This window comes from Streptomyces albidoflavus, from assembly GCF_000719955.1.
GTDB lineage: Bacteria > Actinomycetota > Actinomycetes > Streptomycetales > Streptomycetaceae > Streptomyces > Streptomyces albidoflavus.
This window is the reverse complement of record NZ_JOII01000002.1, coordinates 272648-295657: the sequence shown is the minus strand read 5'-3', so window position 1 is coordinate 295657 and position 23010 is coordinate 272648. Positions and strand designations below refer to the sequence as shown.

General features: G+C 74.4%; 25 protein-coding genes. 13 read left to right on the top strand and 12 right to left on the bottom strand.

Annotated features, from left to right (window positions below; all coding sequences use genetic code 11):
* Positions 1 to 65: 65 nt before the first annotated feature.
* The 4 genes from IF45_RS0103120 to IF45_RS0103105 form a co-directional block, all read right to left on the bottom strand.
* Complete coding sequence (locus IF45_RS0103120; protein WP_003946880.1) at positions 66 to 953, bottom strand: undecaprenyl-diphosphate phosphatase; 888 nt, start codon at positions 951 to 953, stop codon at positions 66 to 68.
* A gap of 280 nt (positions 954 to 1233) precedes the next feature.
* Entirely contained in the window at positions 1234 to 1986 is a 753-nt protein-coding gene (locus IF45_RS0103115) for a DUF4230 domain-containing protein (RefSeq protein ID WP_015508214.1), read from the bottom strand.
* Positions 1987 to 2068: 82 nt separating this feature from the next.
* A complete protein-coding gene (locus tag IF45_RS0103110) occupies positions 2069 to 2962 on the bottom strand; it encodes a class I SAM-dependent methyltransferase (RefSeq protein ID WP_030305325.1) in 894 nt (297 codons plus the stop codon).
* A 76-nt stretch (positions 2963 to 3038) separates the two neighbouring features.
* Complete coding sequence (locus tag IF45_RS0103105; protein WP_049977513.1) at positions 3039 to 3761, bottom strand: TVP38/TMEM64 family protein; 723 nt, start codon at positions 3759 to 3761, stop codon at positions 3039 to 3041.
* Between the two features lie 332 nt (positions 3762 to 4093).
* On the opposite strand from IF45_RS0103105, the gene tuf reads away from it, so the two are divergent.
* From tuf to IF45_RS0103090, 3 genes are all read left to right on the top strand, one after another.
* Positions 4094 to 5266, top strand: coding sequence for an elongation factor Tu (gene tuf, locus IF45_RS0103100; RefSeq protein WP_008412796.1), 1173 nt, complete (start codon positions 4094 to 4096; stop codon positions 5264 to 5266).
* A 189-nt stretch (positions 5267 to 5455) separates the two neighbouring features.
* The gene (locus IF45_RS0103095) at positions 5456 to 6073 is read left to right on the top strand and encodes an ArsR/SmtB family transcription factor (RefSeq protein ID WP_030305324.1); all 618 of its coding nucleotides are present in this window, start codon (positions 5456 to 5458) and stop codon (positions 6071 to 6073) included.
* A complete protein-coding gene (locus IF45_RS0103090; protein ID WP_030305323.1) occupies positions 6070 to 7311 on the top strand; it encodes an MFS transporter in 1242 nt (413 codons plus the stop codon). Before IF45_RS0103095 ends, IF45_RS0103090 begins: the two co-directional genes overlap by 4 nt.
* A 22-nt stretch (positions 7312 to 7333) precedes the next feature.
* Here IF45_RS0103090 and IF45_RS0103085 read toward each other — a convergent pair whose 3' ends face one another.
* Complete coding sequence (locus IF45_RS0103085) at positions 7334 to 7960, bottom strand: LysE/ArgO family amino acid transporter (RefSeq protein ID WP_003946873.1); 627 nt, start codon at positions 7958 to 7960, stop codon at positions 7334 to 7336.
* An 88-nt stretch (positions 7961 to 8048) separates the two neighbouring features.
* Here IF45_RS0103085 and IF45_RS0103080 point away from each other — a divergent pair, with 88 nt between their 5' ends.
* From IF45_RS0103080 to IF45_RS0103070, 3 genes are all read left to right on the top strand, one after another.
* Positions 8049 to 8960 carry a LysR family transcriptional regulator ArgP gene (locus IF45_RS0103080; RefSeq protein WP_078842833.1) on the top strand — a complete coding sequence of 304 codons (912 nt, stop codon included), beginning with the start codon at positions 8049 to 8051 and terminating at the stop codon, positions 8958 to 8960.
* Between the two features lie 113 nt (positions 8961 to 9073).
* Positions 9074 to 10150 carry a ParB/Srx family N-terminal domain-containing protein gene (locus tag IF45_RS0103075; RefSeq protein ID WP_008412806.1) on the top strand — a complete coding sequence of 359 codons (1077 nt, stop codon included), beginning with the start codon at positions 9074 to 9076 and terminating at the stop codon, positions 10148 to 10150.
* A gap of 54 nt (positions 10151 to 10204) precedes the next feature.
* Positions 10205 to 11053, top strand: coding sequence for a spermidine synthase (locus IF45_RS0103070; protein ID WP_030305319.1), 849 nt, complete (start codon positions 10205 to 10207; stop codon positions 11051 to 11053).
* On the opposite strand, the gene IF45_RS0103065 is transcribed toward IF45_RS0103070, so the two are convergent.
* Positions 11009 to 12451 (bottom strand): MFS transporter, encoded by a 1443-nt coding sequence (locus IF45_RS0103065; protein WP_018893983.1) that lies wholly within the window; start codon positions 12449 to 12451, stop codon positions 11009 to 11011. The two genes, IF45_RS0103070 and IF45_RS0103065, sit on opposite strands and share 45 nt — an antisense overlap.
* 105 nt (positions 12452 to 12556) lie before the next feature.
* Positions 12557 to 13663 (bottom strand): DUF8017 domain-containing protein, encoded by a 1107-nt coding sequence (locus IF45_RS0103060; RefSeq protein ID WP_008412813.1) that lies wholly within the window; start codon positions 13661 to 13663, stop codon positions 12557 to 12559.
* Between the two features lie 135 nt (positions 13664 to 13798).
* Here IF45_RS0103060 and IF45_RS0103055 point away from each other — a divergent pair, with 135 nt between their 5' ends.
* The 5 genes from IF45_RS0103055 to IF45_RS0103035 all read left to right on the top strand — a co-directional run bounded on the left by IF45_RS0103055 (position 13799) and on the right by IF45_RS0103035 (position 17150).
* Positions 13799 to 14236: a DUF4442 domain-containing protein gene (locus IF45_RS0103055; protein WP_003946867.1), complete on the top strand. Its 438-nt coding sequence runs from the start codon at positions 13799 to 13801 to the stop codon at positions 14234 to 14236.
* Positions 14237 to 14407: 171 nt separating this feature from the next.
* Positions 14408 to 15049, top strand: a complete 642-nt coding sequence (locus IF45_RS0103050) for a DedA family protein (RefSeq protein WP_008412815.1) — start codon at positions 14408 to 14410, stop codon at positions 15047 to 15049.
* A 67-nt stretch (positions 15050 to 15116) separates the two neighbouring features.
* A complete protein-coding gene (locus IF45_RS0103045; protein ID WP_003946865.1) occupies positions 15117 to 15650 on the top strand; it encodes a gamma carbonic anhydrase family protein in 534 nt (177 codons plus the stop codon).
* A gap of 85 nt (positions 15651 to 15735) precedes the next feature.
* A complete protein-coding gene (locus IF45_RS0103040; protein WP_008412820.1) occupies positions 15736 to 16488 on the top strand; it encodes an acyltransferase in 753 nt (250 codons plus the stop codon).
* An 89-nt stretch (positions 16489 to 16577) separates the two neighbouring features.
* The gene (locus IF45_RS0103035; RefSeq protein WP_008412823.1) at positions 16578 to 17150 is read left to right on the top strand and encodes a helix-turn-helix domain-containing protein; all 573 of its coding nucleotides are present in this window, start codon (positions 16578 to 16580) and stop codon (positions 17148 to 17150) included.
* Between the two features lie 3 nt (positions 17151 to 17153).
* Here IF45_RS0103035 and IF45_RS0103030 read toward each other — a convergent pair whose 3' ends face one another.
* Positions 17154 to 17570: a CoA-binding protein gene (locus IF45_RS0103030; protein ID WP_010639762.1), complete on the bottom strand. Its 417-nt coding sequence runs from the start codon at positions 17568 to 17570 to the stop codon at positions 17154 to 17156.
* A gap of 119 nt (positions 17571 to 17689) precedes the next feature.
* Here IF45_RS0103030 and IF45_RS0103025 point away from each other — a divergent pair, with 119 nt between their 5' ends.
* A complete protein-coding gene (locus tag IF45_RS0103025; protein WP_008413008.1) occupies positions 17690 to 18316 on the top strand; it encodes a YigZ family protein in 627 nt (208 codons plus the stop codon).
* Positions 18317 to 18330: 14 nt separating this feature from the next.
* Here IF45_RS0103025 and IF45_RS0103020 read toward each other — a convergent pair whose 3' ends face one another.
* The 4 genes from IF45_RS0103020 to IF45_RS0103000 form a co-directional block, all read right to left on the bottom strand.
* Positions 18331 to 18912, bottom strand: coding sequence for a DsbA family protein (locus tag IF45_RS0103020; protein WP_008413010.1), 582 nt, complete (start codon positions 18910 to 18912; stop codon positions 18331 to 18333).
* Between the two features lie 70 nt (positions 18913 to 18982).
* Positions 18983 to 20221, bottom strand: a complete 1239-nt coding sequence (locus tag IF45_RS0103015) for a mannosyltransferase family protein (protein WP_030305313.1) — start codon at positions 20219 to 20221, stop codon at positions 18983 to 18985.
* 411 nt (positions 20222 to 20632) lie between these two features.
* Entirely contained in the window at positions 20633 to 21160 is a 528-nt protein-coding gene (locus IF45_RS0103005; protein WP_165395715.1) for a SigE family RNA polymerase sigma factor, read from the bottom strand.
* Between the two features lie 76 nt (positions 21161 to 21236).
* Entirely contained in the window at positions 21237 to 22010 is a 774-nt protein-coding gene (locus IF45_RS0103000; protein ID WP_030305307.1) for an AraC family transcriptional regulator, read from the bottom strand.
* 90 nt (positions 22011 to 22100) lie between these two features.
* On the opposite strand from IF45_RS0103000, the gene IF45_RS0102995 reads away from it, so the two are divergent.
* Positions 22101 to 22907, top strand: coding sequence for a TSUP family transporter (locus tag IF45_RS0102995; protein ID WP_015508221.1), 807 nt, complete (start codon positions 22101 to 22103; stop codon positions 22905 to 22907).
* Positions 22908 to 23010: the final 103 nt, after the last annotated feature.

Here is a 23010-nt window from a genome sequence, read left to right as displayed (position 1 = left end):
CCACTCCCGTCTGCGAGTGTGACAGCAGACCACCCGATAGGCGAATGAAACGGACCAAAAGGGGCTCAGGCCGCCGACTCGCCCGCGTGCGGACTCAGGACCCCGGCCGCCACCAGGATGAAGATCAGAATGCCCAGGGCCACCCGGTAGTAGACGAACGGCATGAAGCTGCGGGTGGTGATGAACCGCATGAACCAGGCGATCACCGCGTACCCGACCACGAAGGCGACCAGGGTGGCGAAGACGGTCTGGCCCCACGCGACGTGCCCCTCGCCCGCGTCGCGCAGCTCGTAGAAGCCGGAGGCGAGGACGGCCGGTACGGCCAGCAGGAACGAGTAGCGGGCGGCGGCCTCGCGGGTGTAGCCCATCAGCAGACCGCCGCTGATGGTGGCACCGGAGCGGGAGACGCCGGGGACCAGGGCCAGGGCCTGGCAGCAGCCGTAGATCAGGCCGTCGCGGACGCCCAGGTCGCGCAGGGTCTTGCCGCCGTTCGCCCGGTGCCGGCCGCCGCCGGTCTCGGCGCGGGCCGCCAGCCGGTCGGCGAGGCCCAGCACCAGGCCCATCACGATTAGGGTGGTCGCGATCAGTCTCAGGTCCCGGAACGGGCCCTCGATCTGGTCCTTGAGCGTCACGCCGAGCACGCCGATCGGGATCGAGCCGATGATGACCAGCCAGCCGAGCTGCGCGTCGTGGTTGCCCTGCATCGAGCCGTCCCGGCGGACCATCGCGACCACCGAACGGCACCAGGCGCCCACGATGGTGGCGATGTCCTTGCGGAAGTAGATGAGGACGGCCGCCTCGGTGCCGATCTGGGTGATCGCGGTGAACGCCGCGCCCGGGTCGTGCCAGCCCGCGAAGGCCGCGGTCAGCCGCAGATGGGCGCTGGAGGAGATCGGCAGGAACTCGGTGAGTCCCTGGACCAGCCCGAGGATGAAGGATTCGAACCAGGACATGGAAGGCAGGCCGTCCGGGGAGCGTCGTGCGTGGCGGCCGGTGTTCCCGGGGCGCCGTCGCGGTGCGGGCAGGGCCGCCCGACGTGGCGTCAGGCGGTGCCGACGGGTGCGAAAGGTGCGGTATGCCCCGGATCGCGCCCCCGGCCCGGGCAGCGTAACGCCGTCAGGTGGCCGGGGGGCGACGCCCGCACAGGCGGGTCGTGGGCCGGAAGGTGTACGCAAAGTGACGCGCCGGCAGGCCGGGGGTGGTCCCCGGCCCGCCGGCGCGCGGCGACGGGCCTCACTTGTCGCCGTAGACGACGGTGACCTCCTTGAAGCCCAGCGAGGTCAGCAGCCCTTGCAGCATGCCGGTGGTGTTCCGTTCGGCGCGGGAGACCAGGCCGCTCTCCTTGGCGGCGTCGCCGATGTGCCGTACGGCCAGCTTGTTGACGGCCTGTTCGCTGCCCGGGTTGTCCGAGATGAAGTCGCCCAGCCGGTCGAGCAGGCCCCGCTGCTTGGAGACGGTGTAGCTGCGGTCCGCGTCGAGCGCCGGCTTGCCGAGCTCCGCGTGCGGCAGCCGGATCTCGGCACGGGTCCGCTCCTCGTTCACCGTGACCGCGTCGTCGCCGATCCCGCCGAGGTCGACGGAGGCGCCGACGGTGCCCGCGCCGACGAAGAGGGTCCGGGTGCCCTTGATGGCGTCGGGCACGTACTTGGTGTCCTTCTCCAGGTCGACCACGACCTGGAAGTTGCCGGAGGCGGCCTGGTAGCTGCTCATGTCGCGGATCGACTTGAGCACCGCCGGACCGGTGCGGTCCTTCGTCTCGCTGCCGAACACATCGTCGAGCCCCGGCACCAGGTCCAGCCGGGTGACCGCGAAGAACAGCAGGAGGAGTCCGGTGAAGAACGCCAGCATCTTCACCCACCACGGGGCGCGCCGGCGCTCCCGGACACCCCCGGTCCCCGCGTGCGGCGGGTCCGGGCGGTCGGCGTCGTACTCCGGCGCCACCTGGTCGGCGGCGCCCTTCCGGGGTCTTGCGTCCTTGGGCGACATAGCTGCCTTGTGACCCGAACGGCCCCGTTGAATCCAGCAGTTCGCCCCCGCCGTGACCCTGGCGGGGGCGAAGGCGCCCGGACTACGCCACCGGGCGGCGCGCCCGCAGCGCGAAGAGCAGCGGAACGCGCGGCGCCGCGTCCGGCAGCCGCCACCGCCCGGACTCCGTACGCACCATCTCGGGCCAGCGCGGGAAGGGCAGCTCCTCGTCCTCCCGCAGCAGCTCGATCACCAGCCCCGCCCCGGTCAGCGCGGTCACCACCTCGCCGAGCCCGTGCATCCACTCGACGCTCTCCGTCGCCCCCTCCACCGGCGGCCCGTCGGTGTACGTGTACGTGGCGTCCCGGCGGATCGCCCCGCGCCCGGCCAGGTAGTCGTGGCGGAGCACCAGCGGAGTCCCGGCCTCGGCGGTCGGCGTCGGGCCGAAGGAGTTGAGCAGCGGGTGGAACTCGGCGAGGTAGAGCATCCCGCCCGGGCGCAGCAGACCGGCCACCACCGCGGCCCAGCGGTCCAGGTCCGGCAGGTAGCACAGGGCGCCCTTGCCCGTGTACACCACGTCGAAGCGGGCCACGCCGAGCGCCTCCACGGCGTCGTAGACATTGGCCTGAACGTAACGGGTCCCGGCCATCGGCCCGGACTCCTGCCGCGCCGCCAGCTCCCGGGCGGCCGCCACCGAGGCCCCGGAGAGGTCGAGCCCGGTCGCCCGGGCGCCCTTGCCGGCCAGGACCAGCGTCTCGGTCCCCAGGTGGCACTGGAGGTGGACCAGGTCCCGCCCGGCCAGCTCCCCGAGGTCCTCCCACTCGTACGGGGCGAACCAGCGCGCCGGGTCGAGCGCCTGGGCGTCGTCGGCGAGGCCGTAGAAGTCGCTCGCCGTGTGGACGGGGGTCCGGGCGTCCCAGTTCGCCTCGTTGACCGCCATCAGCCGCCGGTCGGCGGGGTCGGGCCGCCGCTTGTCGTCCGTCACCAGGTCATCCATACGGCCCATCCAACCCGGCCGTGGCCCGCGCGTCCCGCCCCGCCGGGAAGATCGAGCCAGCCCCCCGCGCGGCGGGTCAGCCGGAGCCGAGCCGGTGCCGCCTGCGCCAGGCGAAGACCGAGGCGGCCAGTGCGGAGAGGGCGATGAACCCGGCCGAGGCGAGGAAGACCGGGGAGGTCGGCGAGGCGGCCGTCGACCCGGCCAGCACGTACGCGGCGGTGTTCGGCACCGAGCCCACCGCCGTCGCCAGCAGGAACGGCGTCCAGCCGATCCGGGAGACGGCGGCGCAGTAGTTGGCGGCGGCGAACGGCACGCCGGGGAAGAGCCGCACCGCCAGCATCGAGCGGAAGCCGTGCCGGCTCAGCTGCCCGTCGGCCGCCTTCAGCCAGCGGCCGCGCAGCAGCGGGCGCAGCGCGTCCTGGCCCAGCAGCCGCCCCAGCCCGAAGGCGATGCCCGCCCCGACCACGGTCCCCGCGACCGCCGCGACCACACCGGTGGCCGAGCCGAACAGGGCGCCCGCCGCGAGGTTCAGCAGCGGCCGGGGCACGAACGCGGCCGTGCAGATCCCGTACCCGGCGGCGAAGAGCAGCGCCGCCGCACCCGTGCCGAGGGCCGCGGGGATGCCCGTGGTGAGCAGCTGCTGCGGCTCCAGGACCAGCATCGCCGCCCCGGCCGAGACCAGCACCAGCACCAGCAGGGAGAGCCGCGACCACGGCGACATCAGCAGCCGTGCGCAGCGCACCGCCGCGGACCGCGCGGGGCGGACAGGAGCCACCGGTGCGGTGGTGGGGGACGCCATTCGGGGAGCGTAACCGACAGAACGGGGTGATCGCCCTGCGGGCCGCGTCAGCGGGGTACGGGGGCTGCCCGGCTTGCGTGGTGTCCGGGCGGCGGGTAAATCGCTCGACGCCCCCGCTCCCTTCGGCCAGGATGTGGGCCATGTCCCGGTACGCCTTTCCCGCAGCCACGTCCGCAGTCGCGGACGCTGCGAAGGGTGCCGGTTTCCCCTTCGACGGCTTCGACGGCGCACGAAGCTGACCCTCCCCGGAACGTCCGGCGGACCCCGCAGGGGGAGGGTCGGCCAGAGCCCGGGGTCCCGGATCGTCCCGCCTTCCGGAGAAGGACATCACCATGCCCAAGACGGCATACCTGCGTACCAAGCCCCACCTGAACATCGGCACGATGGGCCACGTCGACCACGGCAAGACCACCCTCACCGCCGCCATCACCAAGGTCCTCAGCGAGCGGGGCTCCGGCACCTTCGTGCCCTTCGACCGCATCGACCGGGCGCCCGAGGAGGCGCGGCGCGGCATCACCATCAACATCGCCCACGTCGAGTACGAGACCGACACCCGCCACTACGCCCACGTCGACATGCCGGGCCACGCCGACTATGTGAAGAACATGGTCACCGGCGCGGCCCAGCTCGACGGCGCGATCCTGGTGGTCTCCGCCCTCGACGGGGTCATGCCGCAGACCGCCGAGCACGTCCTGCTCGCCCGGCAGGTCGGCGTCGACCACCTCGTCGTCGCCCTCAACAAGGCCGACGCCGGGGACGAGGAGCTGACCGACCTGGTCGAACTGGAGGTCCGCGACCTGCTCGACCGGCACGGCTACCCGGGCTCCGAGGTGCCGGTGGTCCGGGTCTCCGGACTCCGGGCGCTGGAGGGGGACCCGCGCTGGACGGAGGCGGTCCAGGGGCTGCTCGACGCCGTCGACACCTATGTGCCGATGCCCGAGCGGTACGTCGACGCGCCCTTCCTGCTGCCGGTGGAGAACGTCCTGACCATCACCGGCCGGGGCACCGTCGTCACCGGCGCCGTCGAGCGCGGCACCGTCCGCGTCGGCGACCGCGTCGAGGTGCTCGGCGCCGGGGTGGAGACCGTCGTCACCGGTGTCGAGACCTTCGGCAAGCCGATGGAGTCGGCCCAGGCCGGCGACAACGTGGCGCTGCTGCTGCGCGGCGTCGCCCGTGACGCGGTGCGCCGTGGCCATGTCGTGGCGGCGCCCGGCAGTGTCACCCCGCGCCGCCGCTTCACCGCGCGGGTCTACCTGCTCCCCGGCCGGGAGGGCGGCCGGGGCACCCCGGTGGTCACCGGCTACCGCCCGCAGTTCTACCTGCGTACGGCGGACGTCGTCGGGGACATCGACCTCGGTGAGGCGGCTGTCGCCCGGCCCGGCGAGACCGTCACCCTGACCGTCGAGCTGGGCCGCGAGGTACCGCTGGAGCCCGGCCTCGGCTTCGCCGTCCGTGAGGGCGGCAGGACCGTGGGGGCGGGCACGGTGCAGGAGGTGCTGGGCTGAGCCGGGAGGCCGGCTCTCCTCTCGGCCTCCTCCGGCCCGCGGACGCGCGGGCCGGAGGAGGTTCCGGCACCGTCGCCGGAACGCCCCGCCGGAACGCTCCGAACTGATCCTGTCCGTAAGAGAGTTGGGTTCCGGCCGATTCTCACAACGACTCTTTCGCAACAACTGTTGTGACTCTACTCTCGGCGCATGACCGATCCCTCCGCCGCGTCCGCGGACGCGGACTCCTTTGCGCGGGACATCGAACTCGACACGGCCGCACTGCGCGTGCTCGCCCACCCGCTACGGCTGAACGTGCTCTCCCTGCTGCGTGAGCGCGGCCCGTCCACCGCGGGCCGGATCGCCGGGGAACTCGGCATCAATCCAGGGGCGGCCAGCTACCACCTGCGCCGTCTCGCCGCCGGGGGACTGATCGTGGAGGAGCCGGGGCGCGGCACCGGACGCGAACGGTGGTGGCGGTCCGCGCACCGCCAGTCGATCCACGACCCCGCCGCCGCTTCCGGCGCGGAGCGCGAGGCCGGGCTCGGGTACACCCACGCGGTGGCCCTCGCCGCGGCGGACCGGCTGCGCAGGTCGGCGCAGGAACTGCCCCGGATCCCCGGGGAATGGCTCGACGTCATCACCTACAGCGACTTCCTCCTCCGGCTGACCCCGGCCGACGTGCACCGGATGCGGGCGGAGATCTTCGAGGTGATCGAGCGGTATCGCGCCGACGGCGGGGAGAGCGAGGGCGCCGTCCCCGTGGCGCTGCAGCTCCAGGCGTTTCCGGTGCCGGGTACGGCCCGGCCTCCGGCGGGTGACGAATGAGTGCCCAGGACGTGGCCGTGCCCGCGCGGCCCGCCTACGGGGACGCCAACGTCCTGCGCTGGCTGACCGCGTACACCGCCTCCGTTGCGGGCGATGTCGTCTTCTTCCTCGCGCTGTCCTGGGCCGCCACGCGTGCGGGCGGGCCCTCGCAGGTGGGGCTGGTGGTCGCGGCCGGGGCCGTCCCCCGTGCGGTCCTCATGCTCGGCGGCGGCGTGGTGGCCGACCGGTTCGGGCCGCGCCGGGTCGCCGTCCTCAGCGACGGGGTCCGCTGCGTGGTGATCCTCCTCGCCGCCGCGGCCCTCGCGCTGGCGCCCGCGCACCTGTGGCTGCTGGCCCTCGTCGCGCTGATCTTCGGTGTGGTGGACGCGGTCTTCATGCCGGCGGTGGGAGCGCTGCCACCGCGCATCACGACAGCCGACCAGCTCGCCCGCGTCCAGGGGATGCGCGGACTGTCGATCCGGCTGAGCAACGCCGTGGGACCGCTCGTGGCGGGGGCCGTGCTGGTGGCCGGGGGAGCGGAGGGCGCGTTCGCCGTGGCGGGGGTGCTCTTCGCCGTCTCCCTCGCCACCCTGCTCACCGTGCGCGTCACCCCGGTGGCCGGACCGCCGCAGCGCGACTCCGCGCGAGGAGAGCTGAGGGACGGGCTGCGCTACGTCCGCCGCCACCGGCTGCTGGCGCCGCTGGTCGTGGTGATCGGGCTGAGCGAGATGTGCTTCAGCGGGCCCGTCGCCACCGGACTGGTGCTCCTGGCCGACGAGCGCGGCTGGGGTGCGGTGGGCATGGGGTGGGTGGCGAGCGCGTTCAGCGTGGGCGCCACGGCCTCCGCGCTGCTGCTCACCGTGGCACCGCGGGTACCGAGGGCGGGGGCGGCGATGGCGGCGGCCCTGCTCGTCACGGCCGCGGGGGCCGTGGGCCTGGGCCAGGCGCCCTCCCTGACCGTGGCCGTCGCCTTCGGCGCTCTGATCGGCCTGACCAGCGGATTCGCCACCACCTTGACGGGGGCGCTGGTCCAGACGGCGACCGACCCCCGCTACCTCGGCCGCGTCACCTCGGTCACCACCCTGTGCACCCTCGGCCTGGCCCCGGTGCTCTTCCCCGCCGTCGGCATCACCGTGGAGCTCTGGGGCGCGGCCACGTTCTTCGCCGGCTGCGGCGCGATCTGCCTGCTCGCCGCTGCGCTCGGCCTCGCCGTCCCGGCGCTGCGGCGGGCGGAGCTTCCGGAGCTGGGGTCCGCTTAGGCGGCAGCCCGCGTTCCGCAGGTCAGACCGTACGCAGCAGCAGCGTCGCCCCCATGGCGAGCATCGTGACGGCCACCAGGGAGTCGAGGACGCGCCAGGCGGCCGGGCGGGCCAGTACCCCGCTGAGCAGGCGGGCGCCGTAGCCGAGTCCGGCGAACCAGGCCAGGCTGGCCAGCATCGCCCCGGCCCCGAAGACCCAGCGCAGCGGGCCCCGGTCGGCGGCGATCGAGCCCAGCATCAGCACGGTGTCCAGGTAGACGTGCGGGTTGAGCCAGGTCAGGGCGAGGCAGGTGAGGACCGCCGCCCGGACGGAACCCGTGGTGGTGCCCCGGGTGGACAGGGCCTGCCCGTCGCCGGGGCGCAGCGCGCGGACGGCGGCCAGCGCGCCGTAGCAGAGGAGGAAGCAGCCGCCGGCCAGGCCGACGACGGTCAGCGCGGCGGGCCAGGCGGTGACCACGGCTCCCAGCCCCGCGACGCCGAGGGCGATCAGCGCGGCGTCGGAGAGGGCGCAGATGACGACCACCGCGAGGACGGCCTGGCGGCGCAGGCCCTGCCGGAGGACGAAGGCGTTCTGGGCGCCGATCGCGACGATCAGGGAGAGGCCGGTGCCGAATCCGGCGGCGGCCGCGGGGACGAAGCTGCTGGTCATGGCAGTAACGCTAAGGATCGGTCCGCCATCAGTCCAGCTAAAGTTTCTTACGTAGCATGAGTGAGGCTGAAGGTGGAGGGTGAGCGGGATGGCCATGACCGACCTGCCGTTCGAGCAGGTGCGTACCCTGCTCGCCGTGGTGGACGAGGGCACCTTCGACGCCGCCGCGAAGGTGCTGCACGTGACGCCGTCCGCGGTCAGCCAGCGCATCAAGGCGCTGGAGCAGTCCACCGGGCGGGTGCTCCTGATGCGGACCAAACCGGCCCGGCCCACCGAGTCCGGGCAGACGGTCGTCCGGTACGCGCGTCAGCTGGCGACGCTGGAGCGGGAGGTGCGCGCCGGTCTGGGCGTGGCCGAGGACGGGTCGCCGGCCCGGCTGCCCATCGCGGTGAACGCCGACTCGCTGGCCACCTGGTTCCTGCCCGCGCTGACGCGGATGCCGCAGCAGTTGCCCGTCTGCTTCGAACTGCACTGCGAGGACGAGTCGTACACCGCGACCCTGTTGCGGGAGGGGCGGGTCATGGCGGCGGTGACCTCCTCCGCGGAGCCGGTGGCGGGGTGCACGGCGCGTCCGCTCGGCCTGGCCCGGTACCTGCCCTCGGCCCGGCCGGAGTTCGTGGAGCGCCATCTCTCCGCGGGCCCGCTCGCCGAGTGCCTGCCCGAGGCGCCGGTGATCGTCTTCGACCGCAGGGACGAGCTCCAGGACGCCTTCGTCCGCGAACTGACCGGCGGGGCGCGGGGTGCGAGCAGCGTCCGGCACCACGTCCCCACCTCGGAGGGCTTCTGCGACGCGGTGGTCGCCGGGCTCGGCTGGGGGCTCCTGCCGGAACAGCAGGCACTGTCCCACTTTGCCTCGGGCGACCTCGTCGGATTCGCCCCGGAGCGGCCGTTCGACGTCCCGCTCCACTGGCAGCAGTGGAAGCTGGACGTGCCGGCCCTCGCCCTGGTCGCCGAGGCGGTCGCCACGGCTGCTGCGCAGGCCCTGCACGCACCGGGGTGAGGACGCCGTTCACCGACGGTTGGCGTGGACGACGGCTCCGCGCCGGACCGGCGTCACGCGCTGCCCCGAGCCTTCCTCGGGCGCCCCCCTTCCCGAGGCCGAGGAGCCCGACCGTGCGCCAGCACCCCAGAACCCGCCTGCTCCGACGCGCCGTTGCTCTCGCCGCCTGCGCCGTCACCGTCGCGGTGACGGCGGCCGGCCAGGGGGGCGCCGCGCCCGGGGGGCCGGGCCACCGGACCGGGCTGTGCGGGCCCGGCCGGGCCGACACCACCTACACCGACCGCCTGTGCGCGGCCGAGGGCGACCTGCTCGACGTACGGATCGGCGACGTGCGGGCGACCCAGCCCTCGGTCGGCTACGACGAGGTCTACTACAAGCTCGGCCGCTACACCCTCGGCAAGGACGCGGTCAACAAGAAGTTCGACGACTGGTGCGAGGCCAACGGGCAGCTGGAGGCCGCCTCGGCGGGGTCCGGCGCGCGCCTGGACGACCCGGCCTCGTTCACCTGCGAGCTCCCCGTCGGCTCCGAGACCAAGGAGAGCGTCGCGGCGATGAAGACGGTGGTGGTGGGCCCGGGCGGCAGCCTCTACCTTACTGACGGCCACCACACCCTCACCTCCTTCTTCGAGACCCCGGACGGCGGGCCCGAACTCCACGTGCGGCTGCGGGTCGTGGCCAACTACGCCACCTTGACGCAGCAGGAGTTCTTCAAGCGGATGGAGGCGAACCGGTGGGTCTGGCCGCGCGACCCCGAGGGCACCCTCGTCCCGGTCACCGGCCTCCCCAAGAGCCTCGGACTCTCCCGTTTCCAGGACGACCGCTACCGCAGCCTGCTCTACTTCGCCCGGGACATCGGCTACACCCCGGGCACCCGCCCCTTCCAGGAGTTCTTCTGGGGCACCTGGGTCCGGGAGAGCAGGGCCGCCGACCTGGCGGACTGGGACCCGAAGTCCCTGCCCAGCTACCTCGACACGGTCGAGAAGATCTCCCGGGCGCAGAGCGCCCTGCCGGCGAACAGCACGGTGGCCGACGGCCTCACCGCCGGCGAACTCGGGGCGCTGGCCGAGTGGAACGCCGGAAAGGCGGCCGACAAGGGGGAGTTCGCCAAGCTCTCCGTGCCCTACGCCGAGGCCAAGCCCGGCAAGCTCGCCTACGCGCTGCGGTACAAGGACGCGCACGGCATCGGCTGAGCCGGGCGAGGGCGGCAGTGACACCTGCCCCGCCCTCCGGGGCACAATGCCGCAGTGACCGACTCCCTCCCCGTGATCCGCGCCGTCGACAGCGGCACCGCCCGCCTGCTGCCCGATGTCGACCGCCCCCGCGCCTGGCTGCTGACGGTGGACGACGCGCCGCAGTCCTACGTGGACCTCGACGACCCCGCGCACCTGGAGTTCGAGTACCAGTGCCGGATCGCCCACGTCCTCGACACGCTGGCGGCCGGCGCCCGCGACCTCGTCCACCTGGGCGGCGGCGCCCTCACCCTGCCCCGCCGGATGGCCGCCGTCCGCCCCGGCGTCTGCCAGCGGGTGGTGGAGTACGACCGGGCGCTGAGCGGCCTGGTCCGCGAGCATCTGCCCTACGGGGGCGACGCCTCGGGGATCACGGTGCACGGGGCCGACGCCCGGCAGTGGCTCGCCGGGGCTCCCGCGGAGAGCGCGGACGCCGTCGTCGGCGATGTCTTCGGCGGCTCCCGGGTGCCCGCCGAGCTGACCACGCTGGGCTGTGCCCGTGACGTGGCCCGGCTGCTGCGGCCGGGCGGGGTGTTCGCCGCCAACCTGGCGGACGGTGCGCCCTTCGCCTTCCTCCGCTCCCAACTGGCCACGTTCGGCGCGGTCTTCGCCCACCTGGCGCTGGTCGCCGAGCCGGGCGTGCTGCGCGGGCGACGGTTCGGCAACGCCGTCCTGGTCGCCTCCGGCCGGCCGCTGGACACCGCGGAACTGGCCCGCAGGACGGCGGCCGACCCTTTCCCCGCGCGGGTGGTCGAGGGGGACGAGCTCCGCGGGTTCACCGGTTCCGCCCGCCCCGTCGCGGAGGACGAGGCGGTGGGCTCACCCGTCCCGCCGGGCGGCACCTTCCGCGTCGGCGGCGTCTGAGCCGGGCTCGGCCGCCGGAGCCGGCACCGAGGTGGCGGCGGCCACGACCGCGCCGGCCCCGGGACCGGAGACGGTGTCGACGGCCGCCACGGGCACGCCCTCGGGAACCGCCTCGCCCTCCCCGCCGGCGTCCTCCGCCTCCGGCGGCCGGCGCGTCATGGTGCGTACCTCCGGGACGAAGAGCACGGCGGCGGTGACCAGCACGATGAGGACCGCCCCGCCCCACAGCGCGTTGCTCCGGCCGAAGGCCGACTCGGCGGGGCCCGCGAGCGCGGTGGCCAGCGGGACCATGCCGATCGAGCCCAGCCAGTCGTAGGCGGACATCCGGGAGAACTTCTCCTCCGGGATCTCCTGGTGCATCGTGGTGATCCAGGCGACGCCGAAGAGTTCGATGGCCACGCCGCTGACGAACATCACCCCTGCCAGGCCGAGCGCCGGGAGGGGGACGGCGAGCGCCGCCGAGGGCAGGGCGAGGGTGAAGACGCTGAGGGTGCCGGCGAGCAGCAGCCGTCTGGGCTGCCAGCGCATCATGAGGACCGCCCCCACCACGGTGCCCACCCCGAAGGCCGCGAGGGCGAACCCCCAGGGCGCGGGCCCGCCGAGGTGGTCCCGGGCGACCAGCGGCCCGTAGACCGACTCGGCGGCGCCGACCACGGCGACCACCACGGAGAACTGGGCGACGATGCTCCAGAACCACGGCCGGGCCAGTGCCTCGTGCCAGCCGTCCCGCAGGTCGGCGAGGAGGCTGCCGCCCTGCGCCCGGCGCGGCATGCCGCTGAGGTCGAGCAGGGCCCGCAGCCCGGCCGAGACGGCGAAGGCGGCGGCGTCCACCGCGAGCACCCAGCCGGGGCCGATCACGGCGACCATCGCGCCGCCGAGCGCGGCCCCGCCGATGGTGGCGCCGTTCATGGTCAGCCGGAAGACCGCGAACCCCTTCGAGGCGTGTTTCCGGTCGACGGTGGCCAGCAGCATGCCCTCGGCGGCGGGGGAGAAGAACGCCTGCCCGGTGCCGCCGAGCGCGGCGAGCAGCATCATCTGCCACAGGAGCGGCGAGCCCGCCAGGACCAGCACGGCGAAGGCGGCCTGGGAGAGGCAGTTGAGGAGGTTGGCGGCGACCATCACCCGGTGGCGCGGCAGCCGGTCCGCGACCGCGCCGCCGATCAGCAGGAAGAGGATCAGCGGGACGGTCCTGGCGGCGGCCACCAGACCGACGTCGCCCGCGTCGCCGCCGTGCTCCAGCACGGCGAAGGCGGCGGCGATCAGCGCGCCGTGGCTGCCCAGCGAGGTGATGAAGGCCGCCGAGGTCAGCAGCGTGAAGTTGCGGCTCGCCCAGTCGGGCGTCCGGGGCAGCAGACGCGCCGCCGAGGGGCGCGACGGGGTGGGGGGTGCGGTGCTCACCGCTCGACTCTGCCTGCCGGGCCCCCGTGTGGCCAAACGGTTATCGGAGCGTGCCCGGGTGGCGGGACCGGTGCCGGCCACCCGGGTGCCCCGAGGGCGTGGGGCTCAGCCCGTCGGCTCCTCCTTGGTGAGCCGCACCGTGCTGAGGATCTTCTGGATGGTGTCCTCGGCGAGTTCGTCCTTGACGCCCTTGGCGCCGTAGAGGTTCCAGGTGACGAAGTCGCCGGCACCGTTCTGGAAGGCGAAGGTGATGGCCTTGCCGTCGCTGGCGCACTTCCCCTTCTGCGGGGTGTTCTCGGAGTGCGCGGTGATGACGCTGCCCTTGAGCCCGGACTTGGTGGTGTAGGGCTTGGGCTTCCCCTGCTTGACGCTCTTCTTGTCGGGCTCGGTGTAGCCGCCGAAGATCCACCACGGGACGCGGGTCTCGGCGGCCTCGTCGGCGTCCTTGGCGCCGTTCTCCCCCCGGGTACCGGCCGTCGCCAGCGAGGTGTCGCTGGTGGAGCCGTCCTTGTCCGGGTCGTCGGTGCACCACTTGGGCTTCAGCTCGGCGGGGGCGGTGACCGTGGTGCGGTCCCACTCGCCGTCATCGTTCTCCCACTCGAAGCCGATGCTGGTGTCGGTGGACCGGAGCTCCCAGCCCTGGGGCACGTCGAAGACGGTGCCGAAGCGCGGATTGACCACCGCCGTCCACCCGGCGATGGTGGGCTGCTCGCCGTTGCTGCCGTCGCGCGGGTTGGCGGGCTTCTCGCTCGGCTCCTTCTCGGCCGGCTCACCCGACTTCTCGGCGGAGGCGGCCGGGGTGGGCTTGCCGTCGGCCTCGTCCTTCTTGCCGTCGTCCCCGCCGAAGACCACGAAACCGGTGACGGCCGTCGCCACCACGACCGCGGTCGCCGCGACGATGGCCACGATCGTGGTCTTCTTACGGTCGTCCCCGGGCGGCTTGGCGCCGACGGTGACGGTCGGCGCGCCCCACTGGCCCTGCTGACCGGGCTGGCCCGGCTGCGGCGGGTACGGCGTCTGCTGGTATCCCGGCTGCTGGTAGGGGTTCGGCTGCTGGTACCCCGGCTGCTGGTACGGGTTCGGCCCCGGCGCGGGCGTGCCGCCCGGAACGGGTGGGTTCTGACCCTGCTGCGGAGTTCCTCCCGCGTTCGGATTCTGGTTCTGGTCCTGCGGGTTCTGCTCGCCCCCGGGCGGCTGCTGTCCTGGCCACATGGCCAGTAACCATAGAGGCCGTGGGAGGGCCGCTGCCACGCCTGTGCTGTCCCGACTCCGTCACGACCGCCGCCGGGAAACCATGGCCAACTCTCGCTACTCGTGGGTAACATCCGGTCCATGAGCGCAGAACAGATGTCCATCGGCGAGATGCTCGCCGCCACGGTCCCCATGGTGCGGACCCTCGACCTCACCTTCGGCGAGGTCACCGCCGAGCGTGCCGTGGCCCACCTTCCCGACCAGGCCGCCTACCACAACCACGTCGGCGGCCCGCACGCCGGAGCCATGTTCACGCTCGCCGAGTCGGCGAGCGGGGCCATCGTCCTCGCCGCCTTCGGCGACCAGCTGACCCGTGCCGTGCCGCTCGCCGCCAGCGCCGACATCCGCTACCGCAAGCTGGCCCTCGGCCCGGTCACCGCCACCGCCGTCCTCGGCCGCCCGGCCGCCGAGGTGGTCGCCGAACTCGACGCGGGCACCCGCCCGGAGTTCCCCGTCCACGTCGAGATCACCCGCGAGGACGGCGCCGTCACCGGCGAGATGACCGTGGTCTGGACCCTGCGCCCCAACAGCTGACCGGCCCGGCGTCCCCAACTCCCCGGCAGCCGGGCCGGGGAGCCCGTCCCACCCCTCCCACCGGCCCGGACGTCCCGGCGGCCGAGGCGTCCGGCCCCGTCGCGGTCCAGTAGGCTGCGCGCGTCCGTGCCCGGAATCCGCGGGTCCGGCGCGATGCGGGAGGAACCGACTGTGCACGTGCAGGAGTGGCTGGAGACTGTCCCGGCCGTCAGCGTCTACGCCCTGGTCGGCGTGGTCATCGGCCTGGAGAGCCTCGGCATCCCGCTGCCCGGCGAGATCGTCCTGGTCTCCTCCGCCCTGCTCGCCTCCCAGCACGGCGACATCAACCCCTACGTCCTGGGCGCCTGCGCCTCTGCCGGCGCGATCATCGGCGACTCCATCGGGTACGCCATCGGCCGCAAGGGCGGCCGCCCGCTGCTGGCCCGGCTCGGCCGCAGGTTCCCGCGCCACTTCGGCGAGGCCAACATCGCCCTGGCCGAACGCTCCTTCCAGAAGTGGGGCATGTGGGCCGTCTTCTTCGGCCGCTTCGTCGCCCTGCTGCGGATCTTCGCGGGCCCCCTCGCCGGCGTCCTGCGCATGCCGTACTGGAAGTTCCTGATCGCCAACATCACCGGCGGCATCGTCTGGGCGGGCGGGACCACCGCCGTCATCTACTCGCTGGGGATCGTCGCCGAGGCGTGGCTCAAGCGGTTCTCCTGGCTGGGCCTGGTCCTCGCCGTGGTCGTCGGCGTCACCACCACCCTCGTCCTCCGGCGCCGCGCGCAGAAGGCGTCCGCCGCCCTGCCCGACTCCCCGGCCCTGGCCACGGAGTGACCCGGGCCGTCGCGTACGGTGCTCCCGGCGCGGGACGCGTCACGGCGTACGGAGTGAAGGAGTCGGCATGGCGGACGGCACCACGGTCCTCGCGATCGGCGGCAAGGAACCGGAGATCGACCCGGGGGCCTTCACGGCACCGGGCTCCGTGGTGATCGGGGACGTCGTCATGGCCGAGGGCTCCAGCCTCTGGTACAACGCCGTGCTGCGCGCCGACTGCGGGCCCGTCCGGCTCGGCGCCGGCAGCAACATCCAGGACAACGCCACCGTCCACGTCGACCCCGGCTTCACCGTCACCATCGGCACCGGCGTCTCCGTCGGCCACAACGCCGTGCTGCACGGCTGCGTCATCGAGGACGACGTCCTCGTCGGCATGGGCGCCACCGTGCTCAACGGCGCCCACATCGGCGCCGGTTCGCTCATCGCCGCCCAGGCCCTCGTCCCGCAGGGGATGCGGGTGCCGCCCGGTTCGCTGGTCGCCGGGGTGCCCGCCAAGGTCCGCCGCGAGCTGACCGAGGAGGAGCGCGAGGGCATCCGCTTCAACGCCGACGGCTACCGCGCCCTCGCCGAGGCCCACGCGAAGGCCGTCGCCGGGGAGTGACGGCGGGCCTGGGCGGGTGCCGCTGGGGTGAAGATCACAGGTCCGGGCGGGTCCCGGCGGCCCTACCGGTGAGTACGGTGGCCGGGTGCCGAAGAACCCCCTGACCCCGCTCACCCGCGGCCTCGCCCGCGGCGGCGCCCGCCTCGCGCACGCCGCCGTGCAGACCGGCCGCCGCTGGGTCCGCCGGGCGGGCACCGTCACCGCCGAGCACCCGGGACGGCTGCGGTTCGGCGCGCTCGGCGACGGCACCCGCATCGCCTACCCGCAGGGCACCATCTTCGGCGAGCCCTGGATACGCGTCGGCGCCTTCTGCATCATCGCCGAACAGGTCACCCTCACCGCCGGGCTCATGCCCGACCTCGACCTCGGCCCCGACCCGATCCTGCACATCGGCGACGGCGTCGTCCTGGGCCGCGGCAGCCACGTCATCGCCGACACCACCGTCACCATCGGCGACAACTGCTACTTCGGCCCGTACGTCTACGTGACCTCCACCAACCACAGCTACGACGACCCGCACGAGCCCATCGGCCGCCAGTGGCCCCGTACCGACCCGGTGTCCATAGGTCCCGGCTGCTGGATCGGGACGGGCGCCGTGATCCTGCCCGGCGCCCGGATCGGCCGGAACGTCGTGGTGGGCGCGGGCTCCGTGGTGCGCGGCACCGTCCCCGACCACGCGGTGGTCGCCGGCGCCCCGGCCCGCGTGGTCCGCCGCTGGACCGAGGAGGAGGGCTGGCAGCCGCCGCTGCGCACCCCGCCCCCGGTGCCGCTGCCCGAGGACGTGACCCCCGCTCAGCTGCGGGCGCTGGCCGCCTGGGAGGCGGAGAGCAGCGGCTGAGGGAGGCGAGCGGACCGTCCCCGCACCCCCCGGCCGGGAACCCCTGGTGCAGTAGATTGACCGCCTGCTCACCTCTCCCTGGACGGAATGTGTCGGATCTCGATCTGCTGACCCGGTCGCTCGCCCGCAACGTCAGACACTGGCGGGCCGAGCGCGGCTTCACCCTCGACGCGCTGGCCACCCGCTCCGGGGTGAGCCGGAACATGCTGATCCAGATCGAGCAGGCCCGCACCAACCCGAGCATCGCCACCGTCGTCAAGATCGGCGACGCCCTCGGCGTCAGCGTCACCAGCCTCCTCGACTACGCACGCGGGCCGCGCGTACGGGTCGTCCCGCCCGAGGCGACCGCGACCGTCTGGGACACCACCGCCGGCAGCCACGGCCGCCTCCTGGCCGGCGCCGAGGCACCCGGCCCCCTCGAACTCTGGGAGTGGCGGCTCATGCCCGGCGAGGGCAACAGCTCCGACCCGCACCCCCAGGGCACCTGGGAGATCCTGCACGTCACCGCCGGCACCCTCACCCTGACCGTCGACGGCGCGGCCCACCGGGTCCCGGCCGGCTCCAGCGTCGCCTTCGCCGCCGACGCCCCGCACGCCTACCGCAACGAGGACGGGGAGGCGGCGGAGTTCACCATGGCGGTGTCGGTGCCGGGCGTGCGCTGAGCCTCACCCCAGCGCCGGGATCTCGATCGCCGGACACCGGTCCATGACCATCTCCAGGCCCGCCGCCCGGGTCCGCTCGTAGGCGGCCTCGTCGACGACGCCGAGCTGGAACCAGACCGCCTTCGCGCCGGCCGCCACCGCCTGGTCGGCGACCTGTCCGGCGAGGGCGGAGTTGACGAAGACGTCCACCACGTCGACCGGGAACGGCACCGCCTCCAGCGACGGGTACCCCTGCTCGCCGTGGACCGTCTCGGCCTTCGGGTGCACCGGCACGATCCGCTTGCCGTACCGCTGCAGGACCCGGGCCACGCCGTACGCGGCCCGCTCCTCGTTGGCGGAGAGGCCGACGACCGCCCAGGTGTCGCCGCTCTCCCGCAGGATGCGGCGGACGGTCTCGCTGTCTCCGTAAGGCTCCGGCATGACGCTCTCCTCACTTCGTACGACGGCCGCCGGCCATGCGGCCTGTCCGGGCAACCCCGCACGCGGCGGAGCCATTCCCCGCCCTGCGGCCCGTCCCGGGTGCCACATAGGCTGGCCCGATGCAGGACGAGTACCGCACCGTGGCCCGTGAGGGCGTGCACGAGACCGAGATCAACCGTTCGCGTTTCCTGTGCACCCTGGCCCCGGCGGCCACCGAGGAGGAGGCCCAGGCGGTGATCGCCCGGGTCCGCCGCGCCCACGCCGACGCCACCCACAACTGCTACGCCTACGTCATCGGCGCCGACGCCTCCGTGCAGAAGGCCGCCGACGACGGCGAACCGGGCGGCACGGCCGGCGTCCCCATGCTCCAGATGCTGCTGCGCCGCGACATCCGGTACGCCGTCGCCGTCGTCACCCGCTACTACGGCGGGGTCAAGCTCGGCGCGGGCGGCCTCATCCGCGCCTACGGCGGCAGCGTCGGCGAGGCCCTGGACGCGCTCGGCACCCGGACCCGGCGCCGGTTCCGGCTCGCCTCGGTCACCGTCGGCCACGAGCGCGCCGGGCGCCTCCAGAACGACCTGCGGGCCGCCGGACGCACCATCCGGGACGTCCACTACGGCGAACGCGTCACCCTCGACATCGGGCTGCCCGACGCCGAGGTCGACGCCTTCCGTAGCTGGCTCGCGGACGCCACCGCGGGCGAGGCGGAGTTTCGGGCCGGCGGCGAGGCGTACGGCGACGCCTGAGCGCGTCCGGCGCCTCACACCCGGGGCAGCTCGGCGAGGAACGCCTCCGGGCTGACGGCGTACCCCATCGGGTTGATCACCGGCAGCGGCGTGCCGTCGAGCAGGACCGTCGGGGTGCCGCTCACCTCGCCGGCCTCGAACGCCGCCGAGACCTCCCGGGCCCACGGCAGGTACGTGCCCTCGCGGACCTTGCGGTCGAACTCCTCGCCGCGCAGCCCGTCCACCTCTCCGGCCAGGGTGAGCAGGGTGCCGGTGTCGGCGAAGGCGTCCACCTCCTCGGCGGGCTGCTCGGCGAAGAGCACGTGGAGGTACTGGGCGAACTGCCGCTGCCCCTCGTCGGCTGCGGCGCCGAGCGCGCTCAGCCCGGTGAGCGAGCCGCTGCCGCCCACTCCGTCGTCGATGACCGTCGCGAACCGGTAGTGCAGGGTGAACCGCCCCTGGTCGGCGGCGTCGGTCATGATCGTGCCCAGCCCGTTCTCCATCCGCTTGCAGAACGGGCAGCGCAGGTCGAGGTGGACCGTGAGCCGGTGCCGGTGGTCCGGCTCCCCGTAGACGACGACGGTGCTGCCGGGACCGGTGGTGTGCGAAGGAGCCATGGCTTCAGGCTGGGCAGCCGGGGCGCGGGGCGCAACGCGGCGGAGGGGCCGACCGGGTGAGCGCGCGCCGCTACCCGGCCCACCTGCCGGAGAGGAAGGTGACCGCGAGGATCGTCGTCAGCGGCCCGGCCAGGCAGAGGTAGACCGCCTTCGCCCGGGGTCTGCGCAGGCTCAGGGTGCCGAGCCCGATCCACAGCGGCCACCACAGGAGGGTGGACCGGGGCAGGGACATGTACCAGTACGAGGTGCCGAGGGCCGCCAGGGTGAGGGCCAGGTACACGGCCTCGGGCCACAGGCGCCGCCGCGCGAGGACGCAGAGGAGGACGATCCCCACCACCATGGCCAGCAGTTCGGCCTGGAACATGAGGGCGTAGCCGGTGGGGTGCCGGTCGCCGAAGGCCGCCTCCCAGGTGGCCGACCAGGCGTCCCAGGGCAGGTGGAAGCTCCGGTACCAGCCGCGTTCCTGGGCGCGTTGCCACGCCGCCCAGTCGCCGGTGTGCGCCGCCAGGTAACCGGCGTACGACACGAGGGGGACGGCCGGCAGCGCCAGCCAGGGAAGGGCGCGCAGCCGCCCGGCGCCGCGGGTGGCGATGACGAGGTGGACGGCGAGGGCGGCGGCGAGGAAGAGGCCGCTGACGCGCACGGTGGTCGCCAGCGCGGTCAGCAGGGCGGCGAGCGCCCAGTGGTGCCGCAGGGCCGCGAGCCACGCCGGGAGGGCCAGCGCGAGGAAGAGCGCCTCCGTGTAGCCGGCGGCCAGGAAGACCGCGCACGGCGACACCAGGAAGAAGAGCACCGCGCGCCGCCCGGCCTCCGCGTGGGCGGTGTACCGGCGCGCGGTCCGCCCCAGCGCCACCACGGCCACCGCCCCGGCCGCCAGCGAGATCAGCAGCCCCGCCGCGGTCCAGTGCGGGACGAGGGTGTGCACCGCGCGCAGCAGCATCGGGAAGCCGGGGAAGAACGCCTCCCGGTTGTCCCCGTACGTGGTGCCGCTCCCCGCCGGTCCCGGGAAGTAGCCGTCACGGGCGATGTGCAGGTAGTGGTGCCAGTCCCACCGCTCGAACGCGGTGAGCAGCGGGGCCGGTTCGCGGGCGCCGGGCCGGTCGGGGAAGAGCAGGCGGGTGCAGTAGGCCGTCCCCCACAGGGAGATCCGGGTCAGCAGGTAGAGCCAGAGCGCCTCGCGGTCGCCCCGGTCCAGCAGGCCCGCGCCGCGCCTCCGGCACCGCGCGGCCCACCCGGGGGAGAGCCCGGGCTCCGGCGCCGGTGCGTGCTCGCGCGTCGCGGGCGCGGGGTCGAGGGTCACCAGGGACATGCGGTCGCCTTTCAGGCAGCGCCGGGAGTGGTACGCGTCGGCGTCGGCGGCGAGGTCGTGGGAGTGCCGGGAGGCGTGGAGCCGTCGGTCGTCGCGGGCGGCGAGGTCCGCCCAGGGACCGGCGCGTCCGTGGGGCCCTGCGAGGGGCTCCGGTCCTGCGGCAGGGGAACGGGCGGAGCCGGCGACGGGACGACGGCCGGCGGTACGGGCGCCGGGGCCTGGGACCGCAGCGAGAGCGCGGCGGCGCCGCCGGTGCCGGCGGCCAGGCAGAGGCCGGCCACCGCCACCGCGAGCCGGCGCCGGTGCCTGTGCCGGCCGCGCTCGGCGATGTGGGCCACGGGAGCGGGCCGGGCCCGGCGTACGCCGTCCTGTCCGGCTTGCTGGAACAGGGACCGCAAGGGGTCCGGGGCGTCAGACAACGGGGCCCTCCTCGAAGTGGAAGTCGCGCAGGTGGCGGGCGAGCGCGGTCCGCCCGCGCGCCAGGTGCGTCTTGACGGTGCTGAGGGAGAGCCCCGCCTCGTGGGCGATCTGCTCGACGGTCAGGTCGCAGAGGTAGTGCAGCGTCAGGGTGCGCCGCTGCTGGGCGGGCAGCTCCCGCAGGGCGTCGACCAGCACCACCTGTTCCGGTCCTGGCTCGGGCACCTGGGCCGGCGGCGCGCCCCGGCGTCGCCAGGCGTCGGCCGTCCGGCGGCGCCCGCGCCAGCGGCTCACCGCCAGCCGCCAGGCGACCGTCCGTATCCATGCCTCGGGGTGGCCGTCGTGGTCCAGCTGCCTGCGGCGTGACCAGCCTTTGACGAACGCCTCCTGCACGACGTCCTGCGCCTCCTGGAGGTCACCGAGCATGACGTACAACTGGCCGGTGAGGGCGGCCGCCTTCTGGGCGTAGAAATCCTCGAACTCCTCGACGGTCAACGTGCTCTCCCGGGTCTCTTGCTTCACGGGGCATACGCCCGCCGAGGGGCGTTCGGGCGACAGCCGGACCGGGACTCCCGCGTGACGGTGATCACATGACGGGTCAGGCGCGGGGCGCGGGCCCCGCGAACCGGGACGGCGGTGTGCCGAAGCTCCGGGTGAAGGCCGCGGTGAACGCGGCGGGCGAGGCGTAGCCAGCGCGGCCCGACACCTCGGTGACCGACCGTTCGCGCAGCAGCGGTACGGCGGCCAGCAGGCGGGCCCGCCCGCGCCAGAGGGCGGGGCTGTCCCCGGTCTCGGCCCGGAACCGCCTGGTGAAGGCGCGTTCGCTCATGGCCACCCGGGCCGCCCAGGCGGCGTTGGTGGCACCGGCGTCGGGAGCCGCCAGGTAGGCGCGGCAGAGCCCGGCGAGATCGGCGGAGGCGGGGACGCGCAGGTGGAAGGGGAGCGGCGACCCGGCGTTGATCTCGTGCAGGAGCAGGGTGGCGACGGCGCCCTCCCGCCCCGCCAGGCTGTAGCCGGCCTCGAAGCCGACCGCCACGGCGAGGAGTTCCCGCAGCAGCGGGGAGACGTCGACCACCGTGCAGACGGCGGGCCACCAGGGCACGGCGTCCGGTTCGACGTACAGGCTGCGGGTGCTCACCCCCAGCATCCGCACCCGGTGCCGGGTGGCCGCCGGGATGAGGACGGCCCGTTCGGGCGGGACGGTCCAGGTGCCGTCGGCGGTGTCGACGACCATGACGCCGGTGGCGCCGTAGAGGAACTGCGCCCGCCGGTGCGCGTGCCAGTCCAGCAGGTGCCCGGGCGGGTAGTCGGTGCCGATCGGCAGGACGGCCCGCCCGACGTGGTCCACCTCGTCCAGGGGGATGTTCCTCACCGGGCCACCGTACCCGTGCTGGCCGGGTCGCGAAGGAATCGTGCCGGGCATCGCATGCGGGCACCCCCGCGTGGTTGGTGGGGTGGGGCCATGGATCTGCTGGTGCTGCTCGGTGTCGGGCTGCTGACGGGAACGACCACGGTGCTCTTCGGCTTCGGCGGGGGGTTCGTCACCGTGCCGGTCGTGGTCTGGGCCGACTCCGCGCTGGGCGGGGAGGCGACGCGGGTGGCGGTGGCCACCTCGGTGGTGGTGATGGTGGTGAACGCCGGATTCGCCACCGCCGTCACCCCGCGCCGGACCCTCGCCGCGCTCCGGGGCGGCGGCCCGCTCCTCCTCCTGCTGGCCGCCGGCGGCGCGGCCGGCGCCTTCGCGACCCGCCTCGCCCCGCCCGTCCTCACCCACTGGGCGTTCGTCGCCTACACCGCCGTCACCCTCGCCGACGTCCTCCTGCGGCCCGGCTTCCTGCGCCCACGCGGACAGGCCGCCTCGTCCGTGCCGCCCCGCGCCCTCCCGGCCCTCGTCGGCGCCCCCGTGGGCGCGCTCGCCGCCTTCCTCGGTGTGGGCGGCAGCGTCATGACCGTCCCCGCCATGCGACGGGCCGGCCACCCGATGCGCGTCGCCGCCGCCCTCGCCAACCCGCTCACCCTGGCCCTCTCCCTCCCCGCCGCCACCGTCCACCTCGCCACCGCCGCCGCCCCCGCCGTGGCCGACGGCACCCCGGTCGGTCTCGTCGGCCTCGTCGACCTCCGTGCCGCCACGGCCCTCCTCCTCGGCGCCCTGCCGGTCATCGCCCTGCTGCGCCGCCACCCGCCCCACATCCCGGACCGCGTCCACGCCTGGGCCTACGCGGGGCTGCTGGGGGTCGTCGTGGCCGCGATGGCCCTTTCGGGCCCGTAGCCGTCCCGCCGGATCAAAGGCGGCGGCGACTCTCACCGGAACCGGGCATTCCGCCCGGGTCCGTGACCGGGCTGTCGGTGGGCGGCGTTAGCGTGGTGCGTGC